This is a genomic window from Paenibacillus sp. FSL W7-1287 (assembly GCF_038004245.1).
Taxonomy (GTDB): domain Bacteria; phylum Bacillota; class Bacilli; order Paenibacillales; family Paenibacillaceae; genus Pristimantibacillus; species Pristimantibacillus camelliae.
Genome location: NZ_JBBORD010000002.1, coordinates 155,054 through 181,292, shown reverse-complemented (window position 1 = coordinate 181,292; position 26,239 = coordinate 155,054). Strand labels below are relative to the sequence as shown.

At 41.6% G+C, this 26,239-nt stretch carries 20 protein-coding genes; 11 read left to right on the top strand and 9 right to left on the bottom strand.

From position 1 onward, the window contains the following. Positions 1-2: 2 nt before the first annotated feature. The 4 genes from NSQ99_RS20905 to NSQ99_RS20890 form a co-directional block, all read right to left on the bottom strand. Positions 3-725 carry a ThuA domain-containing protein gene (locus NSQ99_RS20905; protein WP_340838951.1) on the bottom strand — a complete coding sequence of 241 codons (723 nt, stop codon included), beginning with the start codon at positions 723-725 and terminating at the stop codon, positions 3-5. Positions 726-1,310: 585 nt separating this feature from the next. Beyond that, on the bottom strand, positions 1,311-2,906 hold the full coding sequence (locus NSQ99_RS20900) for an extracellular solute-binding protein (RefSeq protein ID WP_340838950.1): 1,596 nt from the start codon (positions 2,904-2,906) through the stop codon (positions 1,311-1,313). 62 nt (positions 2,907-2,968) lie between these two features. Further along, on the bottom strand, positions 2,969-3,883 hold the full coding sequence (locus tag NSQ99_RS20895) for a carbohydrate ABC transporter permease (RefSeq protein WP_340838949.1): 915 nt from the start codon (positions 3,881-3,883) through the stop codon (positions 2,969-2,971). 16 nt (positions 3,884-3,899) lie between these two features. Continuing rightward, positions 3,900-4,802 carry an ABC transporter permease gene (locus NSQ99_RS20890; protein ID WP_340839222.1) on the bottom strand — a complete coding sequence of 301 codons (903 nt, stop codon included), beginning with the start codon at positions 4,800-4,802 and terminating at the stop codon, positions 3,900-3,902. Positions 4,803-5,151: 349 nt separating this feature from the next. On the opposite strand from NSQ99_RS20890, the gene NSQ99_RS20885 reads away from it, so the two are divergent. The 4 genes from NSQ99_RS20885 (at position 5,152) to NSQ99_RS23295 (ending at position 8,868) form a co-directional block, all read left to right on the top strand. Further along, positions 5,152-6,873: a sensor histidine kinase gene (locus tag NSQ99_RS20885; RefSeq protein WP_340838948.1), complete on the top strand. Its 1,722-nt coding sequence runs from the start codon at positions 5,152-5,154 to the stop codon at positions 6,871-6,873. Further along, positions 6,851-8,446, top strand: coding sequence for a response regulator (locus NSQ99_RS20880; protein WP_340838947.1), 1,596 nt, complete (start codon positions 6,851-6,853; stop codon positions 8,444-8,446). Before NSQ99_RS20885 ends, NSQ99_RS20880 begins: the two co-directional genes overlap by 23 nt. After that, positions 8,436-8,630 carry a hypothetical protein gene (locus tag NSQ99_RS20875; protein WP_340838946.1) on the top strand — a complete coding sequence of 65 codons (195 nt, stop codon included), beginning with the start codon at positions 8,436-8,438 and terminating at the stop codon, positions 8,628-8,630. Before NSQ99_RS20880 ends, NSQ99_RS20875 begins: the two co-directional genes overlap by 11 nt. A 112-nt stretch (positions 8,631-8,742) precedes the next feature. After that, complete coding sequence (locus NSQ99_RS23295; RefSeq protein ID WP_445670575.1) at positions 8,743-8,868, top strand: helix-turn-helix transcriptional regulator; 126 nt, start codon at positions 8,743-8,745, stop codon at positions 8,866-8,868. A 97-nt stretch (positions 8,869-8,965) separates the two neighbouring features. Here NSQ99_RS23295 and NSQ99_RS20870 read toward each other — a convergent pair whose 3' ends face one another. The 3 genes from NSQ99_RS20870 to NSQ99_RS20860 all read right to left on the bottom strand — a co-directional run bounded on the left by NSQ99_RS20870 (position 8,966) and on the right by NSQ99_RS20860 (position 14,607). Further along, complete coding sequence (locus NSQ99_RS20870; protein ID WP_340838945.1) at positions 8,966-12,706, bottom strand: S-layer homology domain-containing protein; 3,741 nt, start codon at positions 12,704-12,706, stop codon at positions 8,966-8,968. 275 nt (positions 12,707-12,981) lie between these two features. After that, complete coding sequence (locus tag NSQ99_RS20865; protein ID WP_340838944.1) at positions 12,982-14,226, bottom strand: MFS transporter; 1,245 nt, start codon at positions 14,224-14,226, stop codon at positions 12,982-12,984. Positions 14,227-14,427: 201 nt separating this feature from the next. Further along, complete coding sequence (locus NSQ99_RS20860) at positions 14,428-14,607, bottom strand: aspartyl-phosphate phosphatase Spo0E family protein (protein ID WP_340838943.1); 180 nt, start codon at positions 14,605-14,607, stop codon at positions 14,428-14,430. A 164-nt stretch (positions 14,608-14,771) separates the two neighbouring features. Between NSQ99_RS20860 and NSQ99_RS20855 the strand changes: the two genes are divergently transcribed. The 7 genes from NSQ99_RS20855 (at position 14,772) to NSQ99_RS20825 (ending at position 24,157) form a co-directional block, all read left to right on the top strand. After that, entirely contained in the window at positions 14,772-15,017 is a 246-nt protein-coding gene (locus NSQ99_RS20855) for a helix-turn-helix domain-containing protein (RefSeq protein WP_340838942.1), read from the top strand. A gap of 344 nt (positions 15,018-15,361) precedes the next feature. After that, on the top strand, positions 15,362-17,692 hold the full coding sequence (gene dptF, locus NSQ99_RS20850) for a DNA phosphorothioation-dependent restriction protein DptF (RefSeq protein ID WP_340838941.1): 2,331 nt from the start codon (positions 15,362-15,364) through the stop codon (positions 17,690-17,692). Continuing rightward, on the top strand, positions 17,689-18,351 hold the full coding sequence (dptG, locus tag NSQ99_RS20845; RefSeq protein ID WP_340838940.1) for a DNA phosphorothioation-dependent restriction protein DptG: 663 nt from the start codon (positions 17,689-17,691) through the stop codon (positions 18,349-18,351). The genes dptF and dptG overlap by 4 nt, the downstream gene beginning before the upstream one ends. A gap of 77 nt (positions 18,352-18,428) precedes the next feature. Next, positions 18,429-19,613, top strand: a complete 1,185-nt coding sequence (locus NSQ99_RS20840) for an IS256 family transposase (RefSeq protein ID WP_210178541.1) — start codon at positions 18,429-18,431, stop codon at positions 19,611-19,613. A 143-nt stretch (positions 19,614-19,756) separates the two neighbouring features. Then, positions 19,757-20,923, top strand: coding sequence for an iron-containing alcohol dehydrogenase (locus NSQ99_RS20835; RefSeq protein ID WP_340839221.1), 1,167 nt, complete (start codon positions 19,757-19,759; stop codon positions 20,921-20,923). 126 nt (positions 20,924-21,049) lie between these two features. Beyond that, the gene (locus tag NSQ99_RS20830; RefSeq protein WP_340839220.1) at positions 21,050-21,826 is read left to right on the top strand and encodes an aldo/keto reductase; all 777 of its coding nucleotides are present in this window, start codon (positions 21,050-21,052) and stop codon (positions 21,824-21,826) included. A 216-nt stretch (positions 21,827-22,042) separates the two neighbouring features. Then, positions 22,043-24,157 carry a hypothetical protein gene (locus NSQ99_RS20825; RefSeq protein WP_251670339.1) on the top strand — a complete coding sequence of 705 codons (2,115 nt, stop codon included), beginning with the start codon at positions 22,043-22,045 and terminating at the stop codon, positions 24,155-24,157. A 169-nt stretch (positions 24,158-24,326) separates the two neighbouring features. Here NSQ99_RS20825 and NSQ99_RS20820 read toward each other — a convergent pair whose 3' ends face one another. Together NSQ99_RS20820 and NSQ99_RS20815 are read right to left on the bottom strand one after the other, a co-directional pair. Then, positions 24,327-24,614 (bottom strand): DUF6171 family protein, encoded by a 288-nt coding sequence (locus tag NSQ99_RS20820; protein ID WP_251670337.1) that lies wholly within the window; start codon positions 24,612-24,614, stop codon positions 24,327-24,329. A gap of 18 nt (positions 24,615-24,632) precedes the next feature. Continuing rightward, on the bottom strand, positions 24,633-26,120 hold the full coding sequence (locus NSQ99_RS20815; RefSeq protein ID WP_251670335.1) for an alpha-N-arabinofuranosidase: 1,488 nt from the start codon (positions 26,118-26,120) through the stop codon (positions 24,633-24,635). Positions 26,121-26,239 lie beyond the last annotated feature (119 nt).

Sequence of the window (26,239 nt, the reverse complement as noted above, 5' to 3'; positions counted from 1 at the left end):
CCTTATTTCGCGGAAATATGCTCTAGTGGCTTTGCGTTGCCATAGATTGGTCGCTCACGATCTACTGGTGCAGCCCAACGGACAGCATTGATGATGACACGCTGAATTTGCTCGTTGTGATAGGTCGGATACGTCTCATGGCCCGGCCGGAAATAAAACACCTTTCCACTGCCTCGTGTATAGGTACAGCCACTACGAAACACCTCGCCGCCCTCGAACCAGCTCGTAAAGATCAGCTCATCAGGCGCTGGTATATCAAAATGCTCGCCGTACATTTCTTCCTGCTCCAGCTCGATATACTCGCCAATGCCTTCGACAATCGGATGACTTGGTGCTACGACCCAGAGCCGTTCGCGCTCATCCGCCTCGCGCCACTTTAGCTCGCAGGACGTACCCATTAATGCTTTGAAGATTTTAGAAAAATGTCCGGAATGCAGTACGATTAGCCCCATGCCGCTGAGTACACGCTGCTGTACCTTACGAACAATGTCATCCTGCACTTCGCCGTGGGCTAGATGTCCCCACCAGATTAGAACATCGGTATTGCTTAACACGTCATCAGTTAAGCCGTGCTCCGGCTCGTCTAGCGTCGCAGTTCCTGCTTCAAAGCCTGCCTGCTTAAGAAAGGAGGCAATCGCACCATGAATGCCTTCTGGGTATATCTCTCTTACGGCTGGATTGTGATGCTCATGACGGTTCTCATTCCATACGGTTACCTTTAACATGTTGGCTCAACACTCCTTGTTCGTTTCCTGTATTAGATTAGGGTTGTCTAAAAAGTTCTGTGGACGCGTATGAAGCCGCTACGGAGCAAAGAGTTCTTACACTCGCGTTTAAAGCCTGATTCTCTTAGAGTTAATAAGGTAGAATCAGGCCTTAAAGGCGAGCCACTGTCGTTTTCCAGAATCTCTTTGCTCCTTCGCTCACGGTGAGCGTTGAGCAAGCGGCTTATGAAGCTTACTTATTAGACAACCCTTGCTCCACACTTATTCAGCACTCATTCAGCGCTCATGTAATACTCATTTAACGGTTATTCAACGATAATCAACATTCATTCAATGCTTGTTAATCGCATATGCAACGTTAATCCACTTTCGCTAGTGCTTACTTCAGGCTTATTCACACTCATCAATATTCGCTCGCTGCTTAATCAACTCTTTATCAGCAACAATTTACCAGGCTTGTTGCGAACATAATCAGCCAGTACTTGTTGTTTGCCTGTGCTTTTTTGCTTCTTGTTGCTCGTTTCTTTATCAAAAGTCGTAGCTTATCAACAATCATTTAACTCTCATACAAGATTCATTCAATACCTACTCCACGCTCATGTAGCGGTTGTACGCATCCTCGTAGATTTTGATCAGCTTCGGAAGTCCCATATCATTTAGCTGCTTGACATAAGCATCCCAGTTTTCATCAATCTCGCCCTTCGACACCCATTGGGCGCGTGTGCTGGCAATGTAGCTATTAATGTCGGTCGTCAAAGTCGGCAGCTCCTGGTATTCCTCAGCCGTGTACAGCACATCCGGATAAGGAACCGTGACATACTCTGCGCCTAGCTTATCGAGCTCCTGCTTTAAGCCGTCACCCGTAGTAGGATCAAGCTTGATCTTTTCCTCAAAGCTTGGGCTTACGTATTTCGGACCGAAATCGCGCAGCGACTTCTCCCAGTACCATGCGTCTGCACTCGTACCCTCAGGCGGTGCCATTAACGAGTACGTACCATCCTCACTTTTCTCGATGGAGGTGCCAATCGCGCCCCAGAAGTTTTGGATACTTGCTTCACCCGTATAGAACTGGTCAATCCAACGAGCCGTCACCTCAGGATATTTATTGAAGGTTGTAATTAATACCTCGTTGCGTCTAAAGCTTAAGCCATCCGGCTCACCTAGCTGATAGCCTTTGCCATCTGGCCCTTTGATTGGCGCAATTGTAATATATTGATCACTCCATTGACCGAAGACAGCATCAGGAATCCATTGATAAGAGAAGCCGATAAGCGGTGCATCTGGGTTTTGACGCTTAGCACTAAGCATCGTCTCATCCTGTGTGAACGACTCACGATCAATGATGCCCTCATCGTACAGCTTATGCATCCATTTCAGCGCCTCTTTATATTCCTCAGAGGTCGGATAATAGACGAGCTTATCATCCTTAACCATCATGTTGTTGCCTCGCAGATCGGTAATGCCGAAGATGCTTAGCATATTGACATCGATATCACCCGAGTTACTGACCGGAATCTCATCCTGCTTGCCATTATTGTTCGGGTCCTGCTCCTTGAACGCCTTCAGCACGGTATACAGCTCATCGATGTTCGTCGGCACCTTCAGTCCTAATTGATCAAGCCATGCTTTATTGATGACCGGCTGAGCGCCAGACTTCGGACGAGCTGGCAGCCTTGCAGGCAAGGAGTAGATTTTATCGTCAGGGAAGGTACTAATTTTCTTCAGCAGCGGTGTTTCCTCCATCGCGGCCTTCAGGTTCGGCATATGCTCGTCAATTAAGTCATCCAGCGGTCGGAAATAGCTTACGTTATTAATAATGTCAGAGGCTCCGAATGCCTGGTCGCCAATAATGACATCTGGAAGCTTGCCGCTTGCCAGCATAACCGATCTCTGCTCGCCCCAGTCATTGGAGGACATGACCTGCCAGTTAATTTTTACGTTGGTGTTCTTCTCTAGCTCCTGCAGCCAGGTGTTAGTCGTGAAGCTATCGCCCATATTGCCCCAGCGAACCGTCAGCACATCAAGTGTAATCGGCTCGTTGACAATCGGAAGGCCCTCCTTGTTGAAGTTTTCTGTAGCACTTGTTCCTCCCGTATTTTCCTTCTTGTTATCGCTGCTGCAGCCCCATAGTACAGTGCCCAGCATCGATAGCAAAGTTAGATACAGCAATGCTCTTTTCATCGGAAGCAATCCCCCTTCATTGGTTAATTACAAATTCGTTCAATTAGGCGCAAACCCCTTGTCTATGACTTGACGGCTCCGATCATCACCCCCTGGTTAAAGTATTTTTGAACAAAGGGATAGATACACATAATCGGGATCGTAGCGACAATGATCACGGAGTAGCGCAGCATATTGGCTAGACGCAGTGCGACCTGTGCCGCTTCACCCGTTCCCATATCCGACTGCATTTGGTTCGTAATTAAGATATTGCGAAGCACGAGCTGCAGCGGATACAGCGCATCATCCTTAATGTAGATCAAGGCGTTAAAGTATGAGTTCCAGTGACCGACCGCAATCCATAGCGCCAGTACCGAGATGATCGCCTTCGACAGCGGCAGAACAATCATGAAGTAGTAGCGCAGATTGCCGCAGCCATCCACCTGAGCTGCTTCCCATAGATCGGCAGGGATACTATTCTGGAAAAATGTGCGCGCCACGATAATATCGAACACGCCTACGGCGAATGGAAGCACTAGCACTAAAAAGGTGTCATATAGACCGAAGTCGCGAATCGTAAGAAATGTCGGGATTAATCCGCCATTAAAGAACATCGTAAATATAAAGAATAACGTAATCGTTTTTCGCCCGAACAGATCCTTCCTCGACAGCGCATAGGCTGCGGAAAGATTAACCGCCAGCCCGATAAGCGTTCCGACGATTGTATAGGCAATCGTATTGCGATAACCGATCCATATACGGGGATGATTCAGCAGTTCCTTATAGCCGTCGAACGTAAACCCGCTTGGTAATAGCCAAACCTTCCCATTGCCAACCGCATACGGATCGCTAAAGGAAGCGATTACAATAAAGTAAAGTGGATACAGCGTAACGATCAGTACAAGGACCGTCCACACATATAGCATGATTTCGCTTATGTTATCGGAGGACCACCGTTTTCGCTTGCTGCCTACGTTTAGCTGTGCAGTGCCTGCCATGCTTAGGGCCCCCTTTCTACCAAATGCTATTCTCGCTATATTTTCTTGAGATCTGATTCACCGTAACTAATAGAATTAAATTGATGATCGTATTAAACAGATTGATGGCAGAGGAGAAGCTGTACTGGGCGCTTAATAGACCGATTTTGTACACGTAGGTCGACAGCACCTCGCTGCCCGAGATATTGAGATTGTTCTGCATGAGATATACCTTCTCGAAGCCAACACCGAGCAGTCCGCCAATACGCAGAATAAGCAAGGTAATCGCCGTCGGCATGAGCATCGGCAAATCGATCATCCGTACCATTTGCCATCTGCTCGCACCGTCTACCTTCGCTGCCTCATACAAGCTCGGGCTTATTGCTGACAGTGCTGCAAGATAGATAATGCTGTTCCAGCCCGTCTGCTGCCACACATCGGACCATACATACAGGCTGCTGAACAAGCCAGCCGATCCCATCAAATTCGGCGCTTCAGCTCCGAACAAGCGATAAATATTGCCGATCAGTCCGTTGCCTGGAGACAGTAGAATCATCATGATGCCGACGAGTACAACGGTAGATATAAAGTGAGGCATGTACGTTACCGTCTGGAAGAACCTTCGGTACATATTGTGCCGCAGCTGATTGACCAGCAGCGCGAAGATAATCGGAATCGGGAACGTTGCAAAGCTGTACAGGCTAATGTATAGCGTGTTTTTTAGCGTGACCTCGAATTGATAGGAGTTAAAAAACTTCTCAAAGTACTTGAAGCCGGCCCACGGACTTCCGGTAATACCTAGGGAAGGATTGTAATCCTTGAAGGCAATGATCACGCCGTACATCGGCTTATACGTAAATAGCAGGAGCAGCACGACAGCTGGCAGCAGCAGCAGGTATAAGCCCCAGTTTTTACTGATTCTCGCAGCGGTGCGCTTCATGCGCAGTGTATATGGACTCAAGACCAAGTCGCCTCCCTTCTTGGAGAATTTCTTCTTGAAAATGTCTTCGAAAATATTTTCTTGGAAAATGTCTAACCGCTAGCTATAGCTTCATTATAGAACCAGCGCTGTCAAAGATCTGGACATTATGAGCTCATAATTCGGACTTCATCACTTATAGGCTCGGGCGCTGCACGCTGCAGCCCTCCTGAATCCGGACTTTATGTAGCACTTTTCGGACATATTTGCTTGAAACGCTCTAGCTGTGATCTATTCCTGTGTATTTCGATTTATAATGGGGGTAGCTAGATAGGCTTTATATATGAAGTCATGCATAGGGGGCTCGTGAATGGAGACGAAGGAAGCTAGCCGAAATTTTTCGATTAAGCATTACGTCAAGAGACTGCTCTTTATTTCTTTCATTATATTAATTCTCGATCTAATCATTAGCCTTGTATCGATCTCTCTCGTCCAGCAGCAATCTGCTCAGTACCTGCGCAATACGGCTGAGCTGTATATCGATCGGATTAACAATAACTTCTCCTATCTGAATCATTTTATGGGTTGGACGCTTGCGAACGATGAGGATCTGGAGCTCATGAATGATGAAACGACTAGCGATGCTGCGTTTATTAAATCCAACCGTAATCTGTTTAGGCGCTATGCCGAGCTGCAAAAGAGTCTTGGTGCAGAGTACAACTTCTTCGTCTATCTTAAGGAGAAGCAATTCTTCTCCAACTTCGCACCGATGGACCTAACCTATCCTGATTATCAAGCCTTCAAGAAGCAGGTTATCGAGCTTGTGGAGGACAAAATGCTATATGAGCAATATTACTCCGAGTGGACAACAATCGAGATCAACGGAAGCTACTACATTATTAATATCGTGCCATTCTACGATAGCTACTTGATCAGTCTCATATCCGCAGACAAGCTGATCTCTCCGCTGCGCGAGCTAGACCTTGGCGGAGAAGGCTATGCGACGTTAATCGGCAGTGATGGCGAAAGTATAACTGATCCGATCCCTGAGCAATCCAAGCTGCTGAAGCTATTCCAGTTCGGCAAAACGGTGAACCAGCCGTTCTCGAATGCGACCTTCCATGTGAAGCTGGTCATTCAATTCGGTACCTTTGAGAAAATTATGATCGCGCAGCTGCTCGTCGTACTGCTTGCGGTGACGATTGCCTGCTACCTATGCTTCATCATGCTGTACTTCCTGAAGAAGGTGCTCATCCCGATTAAGAACTTCTCTAAAAATTTAACCGTACTGACGAGCACGGGAGAGCCAATCGACTTTGAAAACAGTAGAATTATAGAGCTAGAGAAGGCCAATAAGCAATTCATCGATCTCGTGAAGCAGCTGAAGGATATTAAGATTGAGATGTATGAGCGCGAGCTAGAAAAGCAAAGTATGCAGCTGCGCTACATGAAGCTGCAAATTAAGCCTCACTTCTTCTTGAATTGCCTAACGACGATTTACAGTATGTCGCAGATGCATATGCATGAGGAAATTCAGCGGATGACGATGTCGATCTCCAATTACTTCAGATATATTTTTCAAAATGATCAGGAGTTCGTTCGTCTAGAGGATGAGCTGGAGCATATAAGGGTGTACTTTGATATTCAGCGACAGCGCTATCAGAACGCATTTACCTATCAGATTGTCTCTACAGAATTAACAGCTAATGTGTGCATCCCACCTCTTATCCTACAGACGTTCATTGAAAATGCGATGAAATATGCGGTCTCTCGCGATAAAAAGGTCGAGATCAGCCTTGAGGTCAGTCAGCAGTTCATCGAAGGAGAAGAGCTAACCATGATCCGCATTGCCGATACGGGACCTGGCTTTCCACCGGATGTACTAGAGAAGCTGAGAAAAGGTCTGCCGCTCGATCAGTCGGAGGGACAGCATATCGGCATTATGAATACGCTGCAGCGGCTAGCGTATCTGTATGACAATAGAGCTAAGGTGCACTTTTCAAATTCAACCGGTGGTGGTGCATGTGTTGTGCTTTACTTACCAGCTACAGAGAAAGGGGATTTGGAGCATGAACGCATTGATTGTGGATGACGATTACTTTGTGATTAAGGCGCTGGAAACGAGAATGGATTGGCGAACGCTGCAGATTGAGCAGGTGTATACGGCCGACAATATCGCCCAAGCGCGAGACATTATTACCCATCACCCGATTCATATCCTGATCTCAGACATTGATATGCCCCAAGGCAGCGGTCTAGAGCTGCTCGCGTGGATTCGCGATCAAGGCTACGATATACAAGCGATTATTCTAACAAATTATGCTGATTTCAACTATGCGCAGAAGGCGATTGAGCTGCAAAGCTTTGAATACTTCCTTAAGCCGATCGAATTCGACAAGCTGATGCTTATTATTCAGAAGGCGGTAGCCAGAGCGAAGGAGCATCAAAGCAATGAGCTCGCCAAGCAGGAAGGCTACTTCTGGAAGAAGAATCAAGTGAAAATATTCGAGCATTTCTGGCGGCAGCTCATTAACAGCAGTCAATCGTTCCCGATGAAGTCCTCGGATATTGCGCTTGCGATTGATGAGCAGCAGCTGCCATACCGGATGGAGGATACGTTCCATTCGCTATTGATTCATCTGTTTCCGTACAACAACAGTATGGGCATTACCGATAAGGGCTTGTTCGACTATGCACTCATCAATGTGTGGAACGAGACGTTTCAGAGCGCCTCTTTTTCTGTCGAGGCAATGATGGAATATAAGGAATATAACTGGATCGCGATTGTGAGATGGAGCGACTCGCCGGATCATCAGATCATGGAGGAGCTGTGCGCTTCATTCATTGTAAAGGCGAATCAGTATTTGAAGGCAGATGCCAGCTGCAGCATTGGCATAGCTGTTGCTCTGGGCCGTATCAGTCAATCGATAAAGCAGCTAGTAAGCATTAATGAAGAGCTGGCAAAGTCTCGCAATCAGATCTTTTTCGTGGAGCAATATGAGCGTCAGGTGAAGAGAGATTATGAGCCACCTAATCTGCAGCGGTTAGAGGAGCTGCTCTATCAGAACAAGCCCGCTGAGTTTGTTGAGGAAGCGTCGAGCTATCTTCGAGGCTATGTCGAGCATCAGGTACTCGACAAATCGATCCTAAGCCTGTTCCGCCTAGACATCACGCAGCTTGTCTATTCGTTCCTGAAGTCTAAGGAAATACTGACACATAGGCTATACTCCGGCAAAAGCTATGAGCGGCTATTCGCGCATGCCCTCCACTCGATTGAAAATATGGAGGAATACATCGCCTATCTCGTTGAGACAGCTACGGAATATCGGGAATTCACCAAGCAATCGAAGTCCGTCGTGGAGGAAGTTAAGCAATACATCCATTCCCATATCGGCGATGATCTATCGAGAAACAGCCTGGCAGAAATTATTTATCTTAATCCCGATTACTTAGCGAGAGTATTTAAGAAGGAAACGGGCATCTCCTTAGGGAGCTATATTACGCAGGCTCGTATTGCGGCAGCTAAGCATTTGCTAGAAACGACGACGCTTTCGGTGTATGCTGTTGCTAAGAAGGTAGGCTATGCGAATTATTCATACTTCTCCAAGCTATTCAAGCAGGATGTTGGGCTTAGCCCGAATGAGTATAAGAAGGGTGTTGTTTGATATAGAAAAACGTGAAGTTATGAGCTCAGTACTATTGATAATCGGTGGGATTGGTATTGGCTTGTACAAGGCTACGCAGCAGGAAGGCTTTCATTTTGGGGTGGGAATCGTCTTTATCACTATAGCAGCAATTATTTTGGTTGATTTTTTATTTAAGCTAGGAAAGAGAAAGAAAGAAAAATAAGGCTTCGGAGTAAGCATTCCTGCAGTCGCTTTTTAAATGCTAATGCACCTTTTTTAGTTGAACATTAATAGGTTGCATTAGCACTTAAGGGCGACACACTCCGTTTTCCGGAATTGCTTTTTCCCTATTAGCTCTCTATCAGGTCGCTGTCAAAGCTCTCTTCTTAAAACCCAGGTACTTCTCGAAGCTGTTCAAGCAGGTTGTTGGGCTTAGCCCGAATGAGTATCGATCTCACTAAAAAGTTTATCAGTTTACAAAAAAAACAGGGGTTCTGTAATCAACAGAACTCCTGCCTCCAAGCTTTGATCGCCCAATCTCACTTAAGTTTAATTCTATTATTCAGAATCAGGAATGTTATTCTCTTTAACCTTAATGTTGCTGTCAACATTCCCTGTTCCTGAAATCTTACTTTCATAAATGATTCCAGTTACTGTTTCTTCTGGATCAGTTACAAATTGGTAACGACTATAATTACTAATCGTCTCATCACCTTCAACATACACATACTCGATACCATTTACGTAGTTAGCTGCTGCATTTACACTCTCTGTCAGTACAATGGATCCTGTGCCTGCAATCTCTCCGTTATTCACTAATGTAGTGCCCGGTAATTCCACGACTGCATTTTTAGCAATGCTAATCACTCCATCATTATTAACAGCAAATTCAACATTAGATAATGTTAAAATTCCTTCAGTAACGGTAATCTTACCAAAGTTGTAAGTTTTACCGTTTAAGCTTGTGCTTCCTTTACTTACGCGAAGCTCGCCATCTTCATTAATGGTATTCATGCCGGATACGGATAACATACCATTTTTGCTAACCTCAAGTAAACCATTGATTGTAACATCACCGTAAATCGTTGCTCTACCTATAAATGCGTTAGTATAATTACCATCTGAACCAACAATGCTCATTGTACCATGAATTTCTATATCGCTATGCTGATCCAGCATACCTGTAACATTCAAAGCACCATCTTGTTCAATAACTACACCATGATTACCATTAAGACTTAATAATCCAGTTTGTGGTATAGTAATCTCTCCACCTGAAGCTACTGTTATTTTTCCAGAGGAATATACACCTGAACTATGGTAAAGTCTTTGCGTTGTTGACTGTGAGTTTGTTGTTATCTTGCCGCCATCAGAAACAATAATATTTTCACTTACATGGATATGACCTCCACCGAATTGGTCACCAATTATACGCAGCACTCCGCCTGAACCAATGGTAAAGTCAGAATTATTAATAGATAGCGATTGATGCTGCTTCAGCTCTAACAACGTATTCAACTCTACAGCTTCTCCATAGTAATGAACATAAACTTTGGAATGCTCTGCAAGTGCAGAAACTACTTCTGACCATTGGTCTGTATTAATATGTTGATACTCTTCTTCCGTACGCTCCGTTACATCATGCATGTTAATATTGATTTGTTGTGAACGGCCGCCTACTTCAACTGTTACGTAGAAATATAGATAGTTTGCAGTTCCAGCTATTTCTTTGAAGTTATAAACTGATGGAGTTGTAACTTCTAGAAGCCCTTCATCATTTAGCTTCGTCTCTAGTTTAATATCTTGTCGCGTTCTATTGTTGTCCATATAGTATGCGCTAGCCTTAGTTGCAGTACCTTGATACGATTCACCCTCGAAAGGAGTAAAGATTAATTTAAAGCCGGAAAAATTTGAAAAATCAACAATTACATCTTCATTTATAAAGTATTGTCTTCCAGCAAACGAAGCATTTAAATCCAAGCTATAGTTGTTAGCAATAGCATCACCTGATAAGTAGCCATTGAGGTATGAGTAATAATCCTCATCTTCTTCGCTTTTAGCCGTTAGCAATACCTCTACCTTACCAATGCCTCGATTTACATTAAACGTTTGCTCTCTCGTTGCTGAACGTTCATTCGTTTCAACCGAAACCGTTACTGACTCTAGTACGATAGCAGCACCTTCATCATCAAACCATTTAATATAAGAATAATAGTTACCAGTAATCACTTTAGCATCTTCATCGGAAACTAGAAGATTAGGTAACTTAATCTTGCCATCTACTACTGCTTCAGCATGTTCTGCGCTTGCAGCAGCTGCTGCTTCAGCCGAATCACTAAGCACATATTGCGTTGCATTTTCAGGAGCTGCGATATTTACATAATATTCAAAATTAGGTTCTATTTCATTCGATTCATCAAACGTGATCTTAACTACACCCTTGTCATTCACCGTGTAGTTGAAAACTTCCATCTCATACCAAGTTACAATAGATATACGATTTTTAGGAATGTATGCTCCTTCAAGCCAAAGAGCATCTATCGTCATATTCATATATATCGGTGAATTATTCAGATCAACATTCCAGCCGATGAAGAAGTAACCCTCTTTCGTTGGAGCCTCAACTGCTGGCGTGATTTCGCCTAGCTTCACTTTTACAGCAGGAATTTCGCTTCCGCCGTCTGTGTTAAAGCTAATCGTAAGTGGAGGGATATTTCCAATATAAATCGTACTCAAGCCATTCAGTATAACGCGAACAAATTGTTCCCCGTTAATCGTAACAATTTCACCTGGTACACTTTCTTGCTCGCCATTCTTGTTGGTATGACCAATAAGGAATACGTGCTTACTAATATCTTCCTCTGCGCTGAATCCTAGGCTCGTTTTAGAAAGTGTTAATGTCGTTTCACCTACTGGGTGAATAACCGACGCGTTACCATCTTCTGACTCTACTAATAGTGCCGCTTCGATGGCAACATATTTAACAAGCTCTTCAATATTGAGTTCAGTGCCTTGATATTGATCTTTAAGGTTTTTCGTTACATTTTCTTTTTCTTCTGCTGAAATTTCTACCTCAGAAGCTTTTACAGAAAAAGAAAGTGAATCTGTTTCTGCTAGTGTAACATCGTTTCCTTGCTCATCCTTGAATGTCACACCATCTGCAATAACTACTGGCGTGTTGTCTGCATCTTTATTAGTAAGGTCTACCTTCGCTAGAACCTTACCCGTTGCAGCACTTGTAGCTGTACCAGAATACTTGCCAGTACCCGTTGCTTCAGCAGTAATCACTGCGCCTACATCAAGAGCTCTAACCTCGTATGTTTCAGTTTCTGAGACTAGTACACCATTAGCAAACCACTTCACCGTTGTTTGTGCATTAGCTGGTTTCACTACAACTGATAGCTGATCGCCAGAACGAAGCGCTTCGTTAGCTACGTTAGTAGTGCCGCGTAGAATCGTAACTTCCTTCACTTGAATAGTGGAATTACCTCCACCGCTATTGCTTCCACCACTATTACTTCCACCACTATTACTTCCACCGCTATTGCCAATGTTGTCACTTGGCTCAGGCGTTGCTGTTGGTTCTGGAGTTGCTGATGGTTCAGGAGTTTCACTCGGTTGCTCAACTACAAGCTCTGCTGATTTTTCAAGGAAACGCTCAGTAATTACCGCTACAACTGCGCGACTTGCTGTCCCTTTTGGATTAAAGACATTTCCTTTTTCACCTTCTACTAGTCCAAGCTGTACAGCCTGATAGACTGCTTCTTTCGCCCATGAACTAATCTGTGCATCATCAGCAAACAATGAACTAGATTCATAGCTACTTAGATCGTATTCCATGTATACACTCAAAAATCTAATCATAAGAACAGTAATTTGTTCACGATCCAATAGATCATTAGGACCAAATGTACCGTTACCATATCCTTCAGTCAAGCCTGCGCTTACAGCCCAGTTGATCGCCTCAGCGTACCAAGCATTTTCGGGAACGTCCGAAAAGCTATGTATTTGTTCTTCTACTGCTGGAGTCTCTAGCTTTTCTGCTAGTCTATGCAGTACAGTTACAAACATTGCGCGTGTCATCGTGCCTTGCGGATCGAATGTACTCTCTGTACTTCCTTTAAACAGTCCACTTTCAACTACTTTATTAATAGACTTCTCTGCCCAATGACCTTCGATGTCTGAAAATCCTGTTGCTTCATTAGCAAAAACCTGCGCTGGTACGAGTCCTACTAGCAAGAAGCATACCAAAAACATAGCCATGTTTCTTTTTAATCTTAAACCAAATCTACTACTCACTCTTCTTTCATCTCCTCTAAATAATTTCAAAATATACTATTTTGTTACATTAGTCCTCCTCAATAGTACCTAATAATCCAAGTCTTGTAAATCAGGAAACACAACTATTTACATAAATAATCATATTAAATAGTCCGATGGTCACTATCAATTTATTTTATATTATAAAAAAAATTCGGTATAATAACCGAATTCTTAATAAACTGCTTATATCGTAATACTATACTAGTTAGTATTAATTCAAATTATCTCTCGAAGATTTCATTGATGTCTTCCTAGCTCAGTGTTTTAATCTTCTTTTCCTTAGGTAGGGCTAGAAATACGAGTAAGCCAACAATAAACAACGGAATAATCGAAAAAATACTTACTCTAGCGTTACCTGTTAAGGTTGTCGTTAAGGACATTAACAGCGGGCCAATGATCGCTGCGAATTTGCCGAATATGTTGTAGAATCCGAAAAACTCATTGGAGTTTTCCTTCGGAATGATTCTCGCGTAATACGAACGGCTTAGCGCTTGTATTCCACCTTGTGCCGAACCGATCATGGCACCAAGGATGAAGATATGCCATACCGAGGAAATAAAAAACGCTGCAATACAAGAGATGATATACGTGACGATCCCGACAGTAATTAATGCGCGAGTTGAGTACTTCTTAGCTAAGTTGCCATACAGGATCGCACAAGGAAAAGCGATGATTTGAATGACCAGCAGAATACCGAGCAGCGAGAACGTATCTAGCGCATCGGCCCCTAGCACAGAGGTCGCATAAGGAACGACCATCTTAATAATCGTATCTACTCCATCTATATATAAGAAGTAAGCGATAAGGAAGATCACGACCGTACGATAGCTGCGAATATGCTTAATCGTTGAGCCTAATCGCTTGAAGCTGTTCATAATAGGTCGAGGCTCAGGCTGTACATAGTAGCGCTGCTGTACATCTCTAATCATTGGTATCGTTAGCAAGCCCCACCATAGCGCTGTAATAATGAAGCCAAGCTGGTAGCCAATCGCCTTGTCCATGCCTAGGAAGAAGATTAACACTAGACTGATACCGAACGGAATTACACTAGATATGTAGCCATAAGCAAAGCCTCGCGATGAGACCTTATCCATGCGATCATCCTTCGTAACATCTACTAGGAACGAATCATAGAAGATATTAGCCCCTGAGAACCCGATGGCCGATAGCACATAGAAGACAATCAATAATTGCCACTGTCCACTATCAGGTGAGATAAATGCAAGTGATAGAGTGGATAAAATACCTAGAAAAGCAAAAAACATAAAGAAGCGCTTCTTCTTGTCCTTATAATCTGCGATGGTCCCTAGGATCGGACTTAATACTGCGATCACAATGCTTGCTAAGGAATTAAAATAACCAAGGTCCATACTGGTGCCAACGTTATCAAACATGCCAAACACAATCGGCAGCAAAGCCGTAGCCACCGCCATCGAATAGGCTGAATTCCCACAATCGTATAGAATCCAGGATTTCTCTTCTTTCGTCAGCTTCATAGTCACACCCTCATCTATAATGGTTTGCGGTCATTATATCATAGGAAGCTTCCAGTAAAATCATCGCGGTGTAAATTTTTTCTAGAGTTAAGAGAGTGTTAGACCCGGCTATGTCGGGTTTTTGTTTGTTTAAAGGATTCGTGATGGGAAAGCTGGAGGTGAGTTTAACATGGTGGTTGTTAAGAAATAATAATATGTAGATTATGTGTTATGCTCCCTAGATATGAGGTGATGTAGCTTTATTAGTAGCTCGTCTACTCGCCTGCTTTGCAGCTGGAGCTCTTTGCTGCTACATAGTGGGATGGATTGTTCTATTAAGGCTTGTCCAAGCTCATTGAGCTTGCGCCTTTCTCTTTCTAGTTCACTAAGCAAATCGTTCATACTGTACCCCTCATTTCCGTCACTAGTACATTCTATATACCCAAATTTTTGATGTTCCAATCATTTTTTAATGCGAATATCGGTTTATTTCATTTTAATCCGATATTCGCATTAAAACAACCTAATGTTCTCGTACAATGTGGGTAAATTGAGAGGTGTACGTTATGAAGCATAGAAAAGACCCGCCAGGAACAAAGAATATTATAGGTATAAAAGTTACCGCAATACGAAAAGCCCAAGGTATGAAGCAAAAGGAATTCTTAGCTCGCTTACAGACACTTGGCTTAGATATTAGTCCGACAAGTCTTTCACGATTAGAGGGACAGGATAGGTTAGTACAGGATTATGAGGTTGTTATAATAGCTAAGGCTTTGGAGATATCGGTTGGGGAGTTGTTGGGGGAGGAGTGAGAGATGAAAATTGACTCTCGTTTAATGAGAATAACCTAGTTGTCATTTAATATGATGACTAGGTTATTTACTAGCATGGTCCATATACAATTACGGAACCTTTTTTTGATCTCCTTATGTCCATCGAGATATGCTGTAACCGAACCTAAGAACGTTCTAAAATTATATTTATTTAATACACTGCAAAAAATCCAAATATAAACCTGTTTTATTGAATTGCTTAGATAATAGAGGATAACATTACTATAGACCTATTAAATAAGACATTCATAATATTACCAAACTAGATGTATAATCGAAATTATAGTAGAATTATAGTAAAAATGGTAAGGAGTGAATTTCGATTGTCTTCAGAATTTGTAATTTTTTTAAATAATATCAATAAAGAGTTAGCATTAATTGTAGGACAAATGGAGCAGTTGATATTTACTAGTCCCGCAGCTTCTGTGACTGAAGGGAGAAAACTTCTAGAAGTAATAATAAATGATATTTTACAAAAAGAAGAACTGGTCATTTCTGAACGTAGTAGTCTATCAGACAAAATTTACGCCCTAAATCAAGAAGGTTATTTTACAAAAGAAATTCATTCTATCTTAACTTCTATTAGAAAACTTGGTAATGAAGCTACACACTCACCAAACTTTAACGATATATCAGAAGCTTTGAGATGCCATAAGCTATGCTATCAAGCCATAACTAACTACATTGAAAGTTACCATAATCCAGAACTAAGAGTACCTGAATATAATCAACCACGTGTTCTTAACAACTTAGATGATAAGATTGGCATTATAGATCAAAAACTTGCACATTTATCTGACCTAATTCAAAAAACTAACCCTACTAAATCTTCAGTAAATCCAGAAGACACTATTAATCTTATAGAAAATAACTCGGCTAGTCATCATAAGTTAACACAAGATATGCCTAAATATAGTTTTTTATATGATGCCTTACGAAAGCTAAGTAACTCTTCTAAAGAAGCTATTGAAAATATCAATCTTTTCAATGAGATGAAACAGTATCTGCATGTGGAGCGACATATTCAAACTGATTTAGAAGATTTGCTACACAAAAAGGCTAGTGAAAATAGTCCATCTTTAATACTACTAGCTGGTAGTGTTGGTGATGGTAAATCTCATCTACTTTCATATCTAAGGAAAAATCGACCAGATCTTATGAAACATTTTACTATTCATAACGATGCTACTGAAAGTTTTTCTCCATCTCTTAGTGCACTAGATACATTGAAACTTGTACTTAAACATTTTTCAGATCAGCATATAGACCAAAATAGTAATACAAAGTTAATTTTAGCCATTAACTTAGGTGTACTACATAACTTTCTTTATTCAAATTTCGTTGACTTAAGTTTTACAAAACTTAGAGATATTCTTGATGCTCATCACATCTTTGAAGAAAAGTCGATTGAACAAGTAGATACTAAATTTGTTTCACTGATTAATTTTTCTAACTATCAATCATTTGAACTAAGTGCAGACCATGTATCTTCATTATTTTATAGTAACCTGCTAAAAAAAGTCTTCTCTATAGAAGCAGATAATTTATTTTATAAAGCTTACCTAGAGGACAAGAAGTATCAACTAGCAAACTCTTTATTACATGAGAACTTTATCTTCATGTGTAATCCAATAGTACAAAAGCACATTGTACGTATGCTAATTGAACTAACTTTACAACATAAAATTAACCTTAGTGCCCGTTCGTTTTTGAATTTCTTAGCAGATATCGTAATTCCCCAAGAAATTCATCTACTAGAGAATAGAAATCATCATATTTCTGTATCTGAATTAATAAAACATGGTACTCCGAATTTATTATTTAACCGATCTGAACGATCTAATATTCTCGACTTATTTGTCTCAAAAGATCCATTAACGTATCGAAGTCTTGAAATAGATTCCTATTTAGTCAAATTCAACACCTCGAATTCATGGAGAGAAATATGTGAACAACTTAACATTAAGCAATTAAATTTGCCTTGGATCGAATTAATTCTTACGCATTACGAAAGAAACTTTAACGAAAAAGATGAAGATTTTCTTGAACTATATAGTTTTATTATTCGTTATCTATTTTTATCAGATTCTAGTTTTTTCAATAACTTTCAGGATCCTACATTTGATGAATTTATCAAAGTCTTATATGGATACAACATCAATGATCAAAAGACTTTAAAATCGATGTACTCTCACTTCGAAGATAGTATATTTAGCTGGAGGAATTCTTCGAAACCATATTTTTATCTAGATGCACACCGTAATCCAATTCGACTCGCTCAAAAATTGAGATTAACTAAAGTACCCTCTGGTGTTGATAATCGTAAGAAAAATACGAGTGATTCGCTCACACGCTTTATTACACAGATTAAATTTGTGTACAGAGATAAAAAAAATCAATTATTCCATTTAGATTGCGATTACAATCTATTCAGCTATCTAAATAAGGTTAGATCAGGTTACGTTTCAACACCAACTGATCAAGAAAATTTTGTTTCTTTTGTTGAATTTATCGATAAGCTTATTCAAAATGGTCATAAAGATAGTGAACTGATTATCTATTTCACGCAATTAAATGAAAGTTATGAGTTAGTTAAAGAATCGTTTGGAGACGATGAAACGTATAGCTTTAGAAGAAAGGGGCAATATGAATGAAATTACATGTTGATTTTCTTAAAGAACATCTTGGGAAATTAAAACGCCACGATAAGGGACATGTGAATGAACTTCTACCTTTTATCAGTACTAAAGATATAAAACTAGAAAGTTTCTCAAATTCAATTATCGGTTCTTTCACAAGACATACATCAGGTTTTAGTGAACTAAAACTGAAAAAAAATGATGATTTATTCCAAGAAGACATCATTCTTAATAAGCTTCTATCGGTAATAGATCATGAAGAAGACACTACTATCGCACTTAAGGATTTTTTAAGTAATTTTTTATATAACCAAGAGAAACAAATTAAAGTATTTCACCCGTTCATTTTTAATTTACTATCATTAAATGAATCAGAATATAATAAAAAACTAGCTATTTTTTTCTCTCATGTACTGGTTAGCAACAACGATGATGTCAAACGTCTATTTCTAGATAAAACTACTGACGATTTACTTAGTAAATTAATCATTAATAATATCGAATTAAAGCCAACAAATTATTTGACTACAGACAACAATAAATATGAGAATATATTGCCTGTTTTAAGCAATCTTTATCAGGAGGATCTATTGTTTATTAGTCAACATACAGACTTCTTTATAAAGCATTTTTCTCAATTAACGCATTATGAGAGTATAAAATATTATGTGTAAATGAATAAATGCAAAAGGAAGACCTTTTCTTGTAGAATTGAGTTACCACACAAAATTCACAGAGAGAGGTCTTCCCTATGAATCATTTTACAACAGATTTAGTCCAAGCTCTAGTTACAAAACAAGATGTGACTGAAATTTTTCGTATTCACCTCGAAAGAGCGATGAATCACTTGTTAACAACCGAGTTAACCGCCTTCCTAGATTACGAAAAGTATGATCGTGCAGGCTTCAATACAGGCAATTCTCGTAACGGCAGCTATACACGTACGCTCCATACGGAATACGGCGATCTGCACCTTCAAATCCCTCGTGATCGTAATGGAGAGTTCAAGCAGCAGACCGTAGCGCCCTACAAGCGATCCAACGACACGTTAGAATCGTTTGTCATTCATATGTTCCAAAAGGGCGTAACCATGACTGAAATCGCTGATCTGATCGAGAAAATGTATGGGCATCATTACACACCACAAACCATATCTAACATGACGCAAGTGATGGTAGAGCATGTTGATGCGTTCCTAAAGCGCCCATTAGCCCAGCGCTATGTCTGTGTCTATTTGGATGCAACCTACATTGCTGTAAAGCGTGAGACTGTTTCGAAAGAAGCCGTTTACCTAGCTGTAGGCATTCGTGAAGACGGTTCTAAGGAGGTGCTTAGCTATGCCATCGCTCCAACTGAGTCTGCCTACGTATGGAAAGAGCTTCTGCAAGACCTTCGAGAAAGAGGCACAGAAGAAGTGCTACTCTTTATTTCTGATGGGTTAAAAGGTATGGTTGATGCCATTTTCGAGGTCTTTCCAAGTGCCAAATACCAAACCTGCTGTGTTCATCTTGCTCGCAATCTTGCTCATAAAGTGCGTGTGTCTGATCGTGCTGAGATCTGTGATGATTTCAAAACAATATACCGCGCAAAGGATGAGCAAGCTGGTCGTGAAGCGCTAGAACGTTTCTGTGATAAGTGGAAAACTGCTTATCCTAAAGCAACGAAAGCTTTAGTGGAGAATCCGTATATCTTCACGTTTTACAGCTTTCCACAGTCGATTTGGAGAAGCATTTACTCTACGAATCTTATTGAATCTTTTAACAAGCAGATCAAGAAATACACGAAACGGAAAGAACAATTTCCTCACGAAGAAGCACTAGAGAAATTTTTAGTTTCACAGTTCGAAGGCTATAACCAACGCTTTGCTACAAGATGTCATATTGGCTTTGACCAAGCTCGTGCAGAACTACAAGCCATGTTCAAAAGCAACACGTAATTCAACTGCTACAAGTAAAGGTTATTTTTATTTACACAAAATTCTTGACGCTACCGGTATTTTCCATGAAATACAATAAGACATAGGCAATAAACACGTATTCATTAACTTTATAGTTAATGTTAATTAAGGAGGGAACTACAATTTTACCTTTCACATTCCATAATCCTACTCGCATCATTTTCGGTGAAGGCAAATCAAGCGAGGCAGGCGCAATAACGGCTACATACAGCAAAAACGTACTATTAGTGTACGGCGGCAACAGCATTAAGCGAACGGGACTATATGATTCCATCACTTCTCAGCTAAAGCAACAAAACATTAACTTCGTTGAGCTTGGTGGAATAGAGCCTAATCCTCGTTTGACGAGTGTTTATGAAGGCATTAAGCTTGTACGCGAGCATCAGCTTGATTTTATATTAGCAGTCGGTGGCGGCAGTGTAATTGACGCAGCCAAAGCTATCGCAGCAGGCGTACCTTACGAGGGTGATGTTTGGGATTTCTTTACGAATAAAGCTAGAATTCAGTCTGCCATCCCTATCGGTACAGTGCTTACATTATCTGCTACAGGAACAGAAATGAATGGCTCGATGGTTATAAGCGACTGGGAAAACAAGCTAAAACGCGGCTCTGGAAGTCCACATGTATATCCACGCTTTTCTATCCTTGATCCGTCGCTTACGTACACCGTTCCAGCAAATCAAACGGTATATGGCTCGATCGATATTATGTCGCATGTATTCGAGCAATACTTCAGCCTAACACAAGATACGCCGCTACAGGAGCGCTTCTGTGAGTCGATCCTACAGACGGTTATTGAGAATGTAGAGCTTGCTCTTGAAAACCCTGAGCATGCTGCAGCGCGTGCTAATTTAATGTGGTGCAGTACGATGGCACTTAATGGTGGTCAAATTTCAGTTGGTATGCAAAATGACTGGGCCTCTCACGGAATCGAGCATGAGATTAGTGCAATCTATGACATTCCACATGGCGCTGGCTTAGCCATCGTATTCCCTAACTGGATGAAATATGTTTATAAGGAGCGTCCAGAGCGTTTCGCTCAATACGCAACAAGAGTTTGGGGAATTTCTGCAGAGGGTAAATCAACAGAGGAACTAGCACTCGCTGGTATTGACGCAACGCAATCCTTCTTCAAGCGAATCGGCTCCGAAACAACGCTAGCAGAGTTTAACATCGACGATAGTCAGCTTGAGCGAATGGCTGAGGAAGCTGTGCGCTATGGCCCAATCGGATCATTCAAGCAGCTCCACAAGGTCGATGTGCATGCAATTCTAAAAAATTGCCTATAACTTCTAAGAGCTAAACTAGCACAAAGGAATTACTGCAGGCAGATGCAGCAATACTCTATAACGCAAGCAAATTTGAATGGAGGGTTTTGTGTGATTGAAAATGTAACGTTAAACAATGGTGTGACGATGCCGATGCTAGGTCTCGGTGTATGGAAGGTTAGTGACGATGAAGCGGAACGTGTAGTAACGGATGCGATTGGCAAAGGCTATCGCGCCATCGATACTGCAGCAGCATATGGTAATGAAGAAGGCGTAGGACGTGGGATCGCTAAAAGCGGAGTAAGCCGCGAGGATATTTTCGTTACGACGAAAATTTGGAATAGCGATCAGGGCTATGAGCAAGCACTAGCAGCATTTGATGTAAGCAGACGCAAGCTAAACATGGATATCGTTGACCTTGTTCTTATCCACTGGCCGGTAAAAGGCAAGTACCAAGACACTTGGAGAGCACTTGAGGAAATTTATAGCAAAGGCTATGCACGTGCAATCGGTGTAAGTAACTTCCATCAGCATCATCTTGATGATATTGCAGCTGTCAGCAGCCTTACACCTGCAGTGAATCAAGTCGAATATCACCCGCTACTTACACAGGAGCCACTTAGAGCATATTGTGAGTCCAAAGGCATTCGTATGACAGCTTGGAGTCCATTAATGCAAGGTAATCTTGATGTGCCTATCTTAAAGGAAATTGCAGCTAAGCACGGAAAGTCTCCTGCTCAAGTAGTCCTTCGTTGGGACATTCAGAATGGTGTCATTACTATTCCAAAAACAACAACCTCTTCTCGCCTTGTAGAAAACAGCCAAATTTTTGACTTTGAGCTTAGTGCAGAGGAAATGCAGCAGATCTCAGCACTGAATCAGAACCGACGCTTTGGCTCCGACCCTGATAACTTTAATTTTTAATTTAGAAGCCAATGATTGGACAAATTCGTCTAATCATTGGCTTTTTCAATTCCTTGAGATTCAACGCTGTTAGCCTAATATCGACACGATTACTAACGATACTACATAGGCTCTAGAGCAATTTTAAGGCTATTTACCTACAGGAATCATTTGCCTTTACGTCGAATATTTTTCTAGAAGAATATTATAAAGCAATATAACTGAAGGGGTGATAGCTTGAAAGTAAATTCAATAGCAGGTGGTGTCTATGAGGACACAAGAAGTACAGAAGTTGTTACGAAGTATAAAAATAATATGGAAGTTCATGTAAACCGACCTTTCCCGCAGCACAGCTTAATGCAATACGTACGCTCGATATCCAATTACGATAAGCTCATGCTAGCGATAACATTAAAATTACCATTTACGAGAAAAGATCTAAAGCAGTGGCCCGAGCTTCTCTTCTACAAAAAATTAAATTTCGTCCTTAAAAAAATAACAAGTGATCGAAAATTAAAAAAGCAACTGCTTCTCTTTTTAATAGATAGAACGATACAAGAACCACCCTCACTTAGTACCATTAAGTATCAACTGCCACAGCTTACCGCTGAGCATGGCTACTGGACAGTATATTGGACGCTTTATTTTCATCAAGAGCACGCTGAGCAAGAGGAGCTATACCTGTCTATACTAAAGGAGCTTGAAGATCTACAGGATAATTCAGAGCTGCAGGAAACGTCAGAAGTAAAAAGTGCTGTCGCGGCCAGCAGTGAACTCATCGAAATAGATGAGCTGGACACGAAGCATGAAAAGCTCAGGCTTGAGAAGAAAATATCCGTCTTAGAAGATAAGGTTAGTAAAGAAATTTCAACAAGGCAGCAAATAGAGCTGGCAAGTGTACAAAAGGACAAAACCATTCGTCAGCTGCAACAGGAACAAGAGAAGCTTCAGCAACAAGCTATGCTGTTAAAGGAGCAGATTGCTATGTATGATATGAAGGTAATTAATCTTGAACGTATGCAGCAAGAGACAACTCTACGCCGTAAGGAAGATGAAGACCGTTGGCTTTCAGAAAGAGCATCCTTGCTAAGCCAAAACAAATTAAATCTTGACGATATCCGCAAGCTTAATCTACAGCTTGAGCAGCTGCAAAAAGAGCTGGACGATAGCAAACGCCAAACGGCAAATTGGCAGCAAATTGCCCAGCAGCGTCAGGAGGAGCTTCAATCGCTTGCTAACAGTAAGCAACCACTTGAAGAGCAGCTCAGCGAGATCACTACGCATATGCATAGCAAGCTAGATATGTATAATCGAGACCTACTCAACCTAATGAAGGATGAGCATGCAACCTACGAGCAAAGGCTTTACTATCGTCAGCAAATGCTAAATATGCTTCAAATCGTTGAATCCATTGATAAGTTCCAGCATGAGCAGCAGCAGCAAAATATGGACAATAAGCAGCCGAACAAGGAAGCTCCGATCGATGTAGAACAGCTATTTACACCTGACGAGTTGAAAAATGTAACCGCTGCTAATAAGCAACAAAACCAGCGCTACGGTACCTTCTACCGTCGTGATCATGGCGGATACATAGAGCTAGAAAACGGAGAAATATTTAATATTACAGAATCACTCGTGCAACAGCTTGAGCTGCAGCATGAAGCAGAGGTTTTATGCACACCAACAGCTCATCCTGGCAGATCAAACCATTATACTATTGAGCTACTATTCCAGGGTGATGACAGCTACTCACCGATTGAAACCTATGATGGGTTTGTTATTTTCGATCAAGATCAGAAATGGTATTGCGTCGATCTTAACGATGAAAGCAACCGATTCCCTATTCATTTCAAGGATATCGAAATTCAAAAGCCGAATCATGGAGATCCTTGTACCTTTAACGTCGCTGAGGATGGTCATATTGCTAGGCTAACGAAGCTGTATCGCGTACAAGGTGAGATGACAGAGACGCATCCTGGACGCAAAAAGAACGAATCAAGGCCTAAAGCTACGGCTCGTAGAAAGATTGAACCATACCTCGAAGATTGCACAATTACAATTATAGGCGGTCAAAGAAAGTGGTTTGAGTCTGTAGTAAAAGAAACTGGTGCTGCGCTTGTTCATGATGGAGGCGAGCATCCTGATCGCATCGCATCAGAGCTAAGTCGTTCCCAAGCACTGTTTATGATACTGACCTCTACGTCACATCGAGCAACCTGGGAAGGTATAGAAATAGCAAAAAGCAATCAAATTCCTCATTATATTATTCAAGGCTCTAAATCTAACCTGCGTAAGCTGCTATGGGATAATCAGGAGGTCATTCGAAGCTCCAATCGCCCTGTAGAAGCATAAACAACAGTAATTTCGCTCGATAACAGACCTATATCATAGCTTATAAATATAAAAATAAAGAGACAGTAGCTGCGTGGATGGTTATATCCTAATCGCAGCAACTGTCTCTTCTTATTTCATTGGCATCAAACGATGAAGCTTTTGATGTTACTTAAACAATCATGCGGAATTACGTTGTATAAGGTCCCCATCTCCGACTCTTCACATTAGGGCAGCTCTTATTGCGATAATAAGCTGACACCCGTACAAAGCAGCCGCACAACAGACAGGTTTGTCCTTGAAGTAAATGCTCACAGTCTCTGCAGGCAGCGAGCCTTTCCTCGTAGATTGAAGCTGGAACTACAACACTAGGATCCTTGAACATTGGCGCTTGTAGAATACGATCTATTTGCGCCTCTGTCACCTCGTATTGAGGCCCACAGCCTCGGCAGCTGCGATTGCGATCCACTGCTTCCATTTTACTCATCTCCAGCCCTTAGCGAATGCTTAGTGTTGTAACAGACATTGGGGACAGTGTTACTTTAAGCTGATGACCATTAACCTCAAATGCAGAGAATGCACTTGGCTTAACTGTGTCAGGAGCTTCAAACGTATTGTGAGCATCCAGCGAAGAAGCCGTTAGCTCAACTGCATCAATTGAGAATTTTTCGTTTGCTAGACCGCGAAGATCAATCTCAATAGTTGCAGATTTAGTAGGATCGACATGAGCTAAGCTAATATGAACAGCACCTTCAGCATCTACAGAAGCCGTAGCACTAACTGCCTTCATTGTTTTGCCATTGCTCGTGTAGTCCTCAGATTGTAGATCTAGCTGAAGCAGCTTCGCATCCTGATGCACCTTGTACATGTTAAAGACATGATACGTAGGTGTCAGGATCATTTTCTCGCCCTCTGTTAAAATAACCGATTGCAATACGTTGATAACTTGAGCAATATTCGCCATACGAACACGATCACTATGCGCATGGAAGATGTTGAAGTTAAGCGCAGCAACTAGTGCATCACGAATGCTGTTCTGCTGATAGAGGAAGCCTGGATTCGTGCCTGGCTCAACATTATACCAAGTGCCCCACTCATCGACAACTAATGCTACACGCTTACTCGGATCGTATTGATCCATAATAGCAGAATGACGTGTAATCAGCTCATCCATATGCTGAGTCTTGATCAACGTTTCAATCCATTCATTCTCTGGGAAGCCTGTTGCAGAGCCTTTGTTCTCCCATGTGTTCGGAACCGTATAGTAGTGAAGCGATAGCGCATCCATGTGGCGACCTGCCTCACGCATCAATACCTCTGTCCAACGGTAGTCGTCTACGTTCGGTCCACATGCAATTTTGAAAATTTTATTTTCTCCATAATTACGTACATATGTACTGTAACGACGATATAGATCAGCATAATATTCTGGGCGCATATTTCCTCCGCAGCCCCAGTTCTCATTGCCCACACCGAAATATTTTAGCTTCCATGGTTTTTCACGACCGTTTTCAGCACGAAGCTCTGCCATAGGGGACACGCCATCGAATGTCATATACTCTACCCATTCTGACATCTCTTGAACGGTACCACTGCCGACGTTACCGCAAATAATTGGTTCACATTCAAGCAGCTCACAAAGCAGCATAAATTCATGTGTACCGAAATGATTATTCTCAACAACTCCGCCCCAGTGCGTATTAATCATACGCTTGCGTGTTTCTCTAGGACCGATGCCATCCTTCCAATGATATTCATCAGCAAAGCATCCGCCTGGCCAGCGCAGACCTGGAATTTTGATTTCCTTAAGCGCTTTCAGCACATCGTTACGAATACCATTCGTATTTTCAATTGGAGAATCCTCCCCAACCCAGATTCCTTCATAAATACAACGTCCCAAATGCTCTGAAAAATGACCATAAATTTGACGATCAATCGTTGATAATTGCTGATCCGCATTAATTGTTAATTTGTTTGCAGCCATGGTTATCACCCTTCTCATAAAAATGTTGGATTAATACATATATAAATCGAGAATTAAAATGTTAATTCTACTGCTATCATAATGTTTATTTACTATTTTGACAACACCTCGTGCTCAAT

Excerpts from the sequence above, each read along its gene's own strand:
- NSQ99_RS20905 (WP_340838951.1), bottom strand. The coding sequence starts at position 725 with ATGTTAAAGGTAACCGTATGGAATGAGAACCGTCATGAGCATCACAAT.
- NSQ99_RS20900 (WP_340838950.1), bottom strand. The coding sequence starts at position 2,906 with ATGAAAAGAGCATTGCTGTATCTAACTTTGCTATCGATGCTGGGCACT.
- NSQ99_RS20895 (WP_340838949.1), bottom strand. The coding sequence starts at position 3,883 with ATGGCAGGCACTGCACAGCTAAACGTAGGCAGCAAGCGAAAACGGTGG.
- NSQ99_RS20890 (WP_340839222.1), bottom strand. The coding sequence starts at position 4,802 with ATGAAGCGCACCGCTGCGAGAATCAGTAAAAACTGGGGCTTATACCTG.
- NSQ99_RS20885 (WP_340838948.1), top strand. The coding sequence starts at position 5,152 with ATGGAGACGAAGGAAGCTAGCCGAAATTTTTCGATTAAGCATTACGTC.
- NSQ99_RS20880 (WP_340838947.1), top strand. The coding sequence starts at position 6,851 with ATGAACGCATTGATTGTGGATGACGATTACTTTGTGATTAAGGCGCTG.
- NSQ99_RS20865 (WP_340838944.1), bottom strand. The coding sequence starts at position 14,226 with ATGAAGCTGACGAAAGAAGAGAAATCCTGGATTCTATACGATTGTGGG.
- NSQ99_RS20860 (WP_340838943.1), bottom strand. The coding sequence starts at position 14,607 with ATGAACGATTTGCTTAGTGAACTAGAAAGAGAAAGGCGCAAGCTCAAT.
- NSQ99_RS20855 (WP_340838942.1), top strand. The coding sequence starts at position 14,772 with ATGAAGCATAGAAAAGACCCGCCAGGAACAAAGAATATTATAGGTATA.
- dptG (WP_340838940.1), top strand. The coding sequence starts at position 17,689 with ATGAAATTACATGTTGATTTTCTTAAAGAACATCTTGGGAAATTAAAA.
- NSQ99_RS20840 (WP_210178541.1), top strand. The coding sequence starts at position 18,429 with ATGAATCATTTTACAACAGATTTAGTCCAAGCTCTAGTTACAAAACAA.
- NSQ99_RS20830 (WP_340839220.1), top strand. The coding sequence starts at position 21,050 with ATGCCGATGCTAGGTCTCGGTGTATGGAAGGTTAGTGACGATGAAGCG.
- NSQ99_RS20820 (WP_251670337.1), bottom strand. The coding sequence starts at position 24,614 with ATGGAAGCAGTGGATCGCAATCGCAGCTGCCGAGGCTGTGGGCCTCAA.
- NSQ99_RS20815 (WP_251670335.1), bottom strand. The coding sequence starts at position 26,120 with ATGGCTGCAAACAAATTAACAATTAATGCGGATCAGCAATTATCAACG.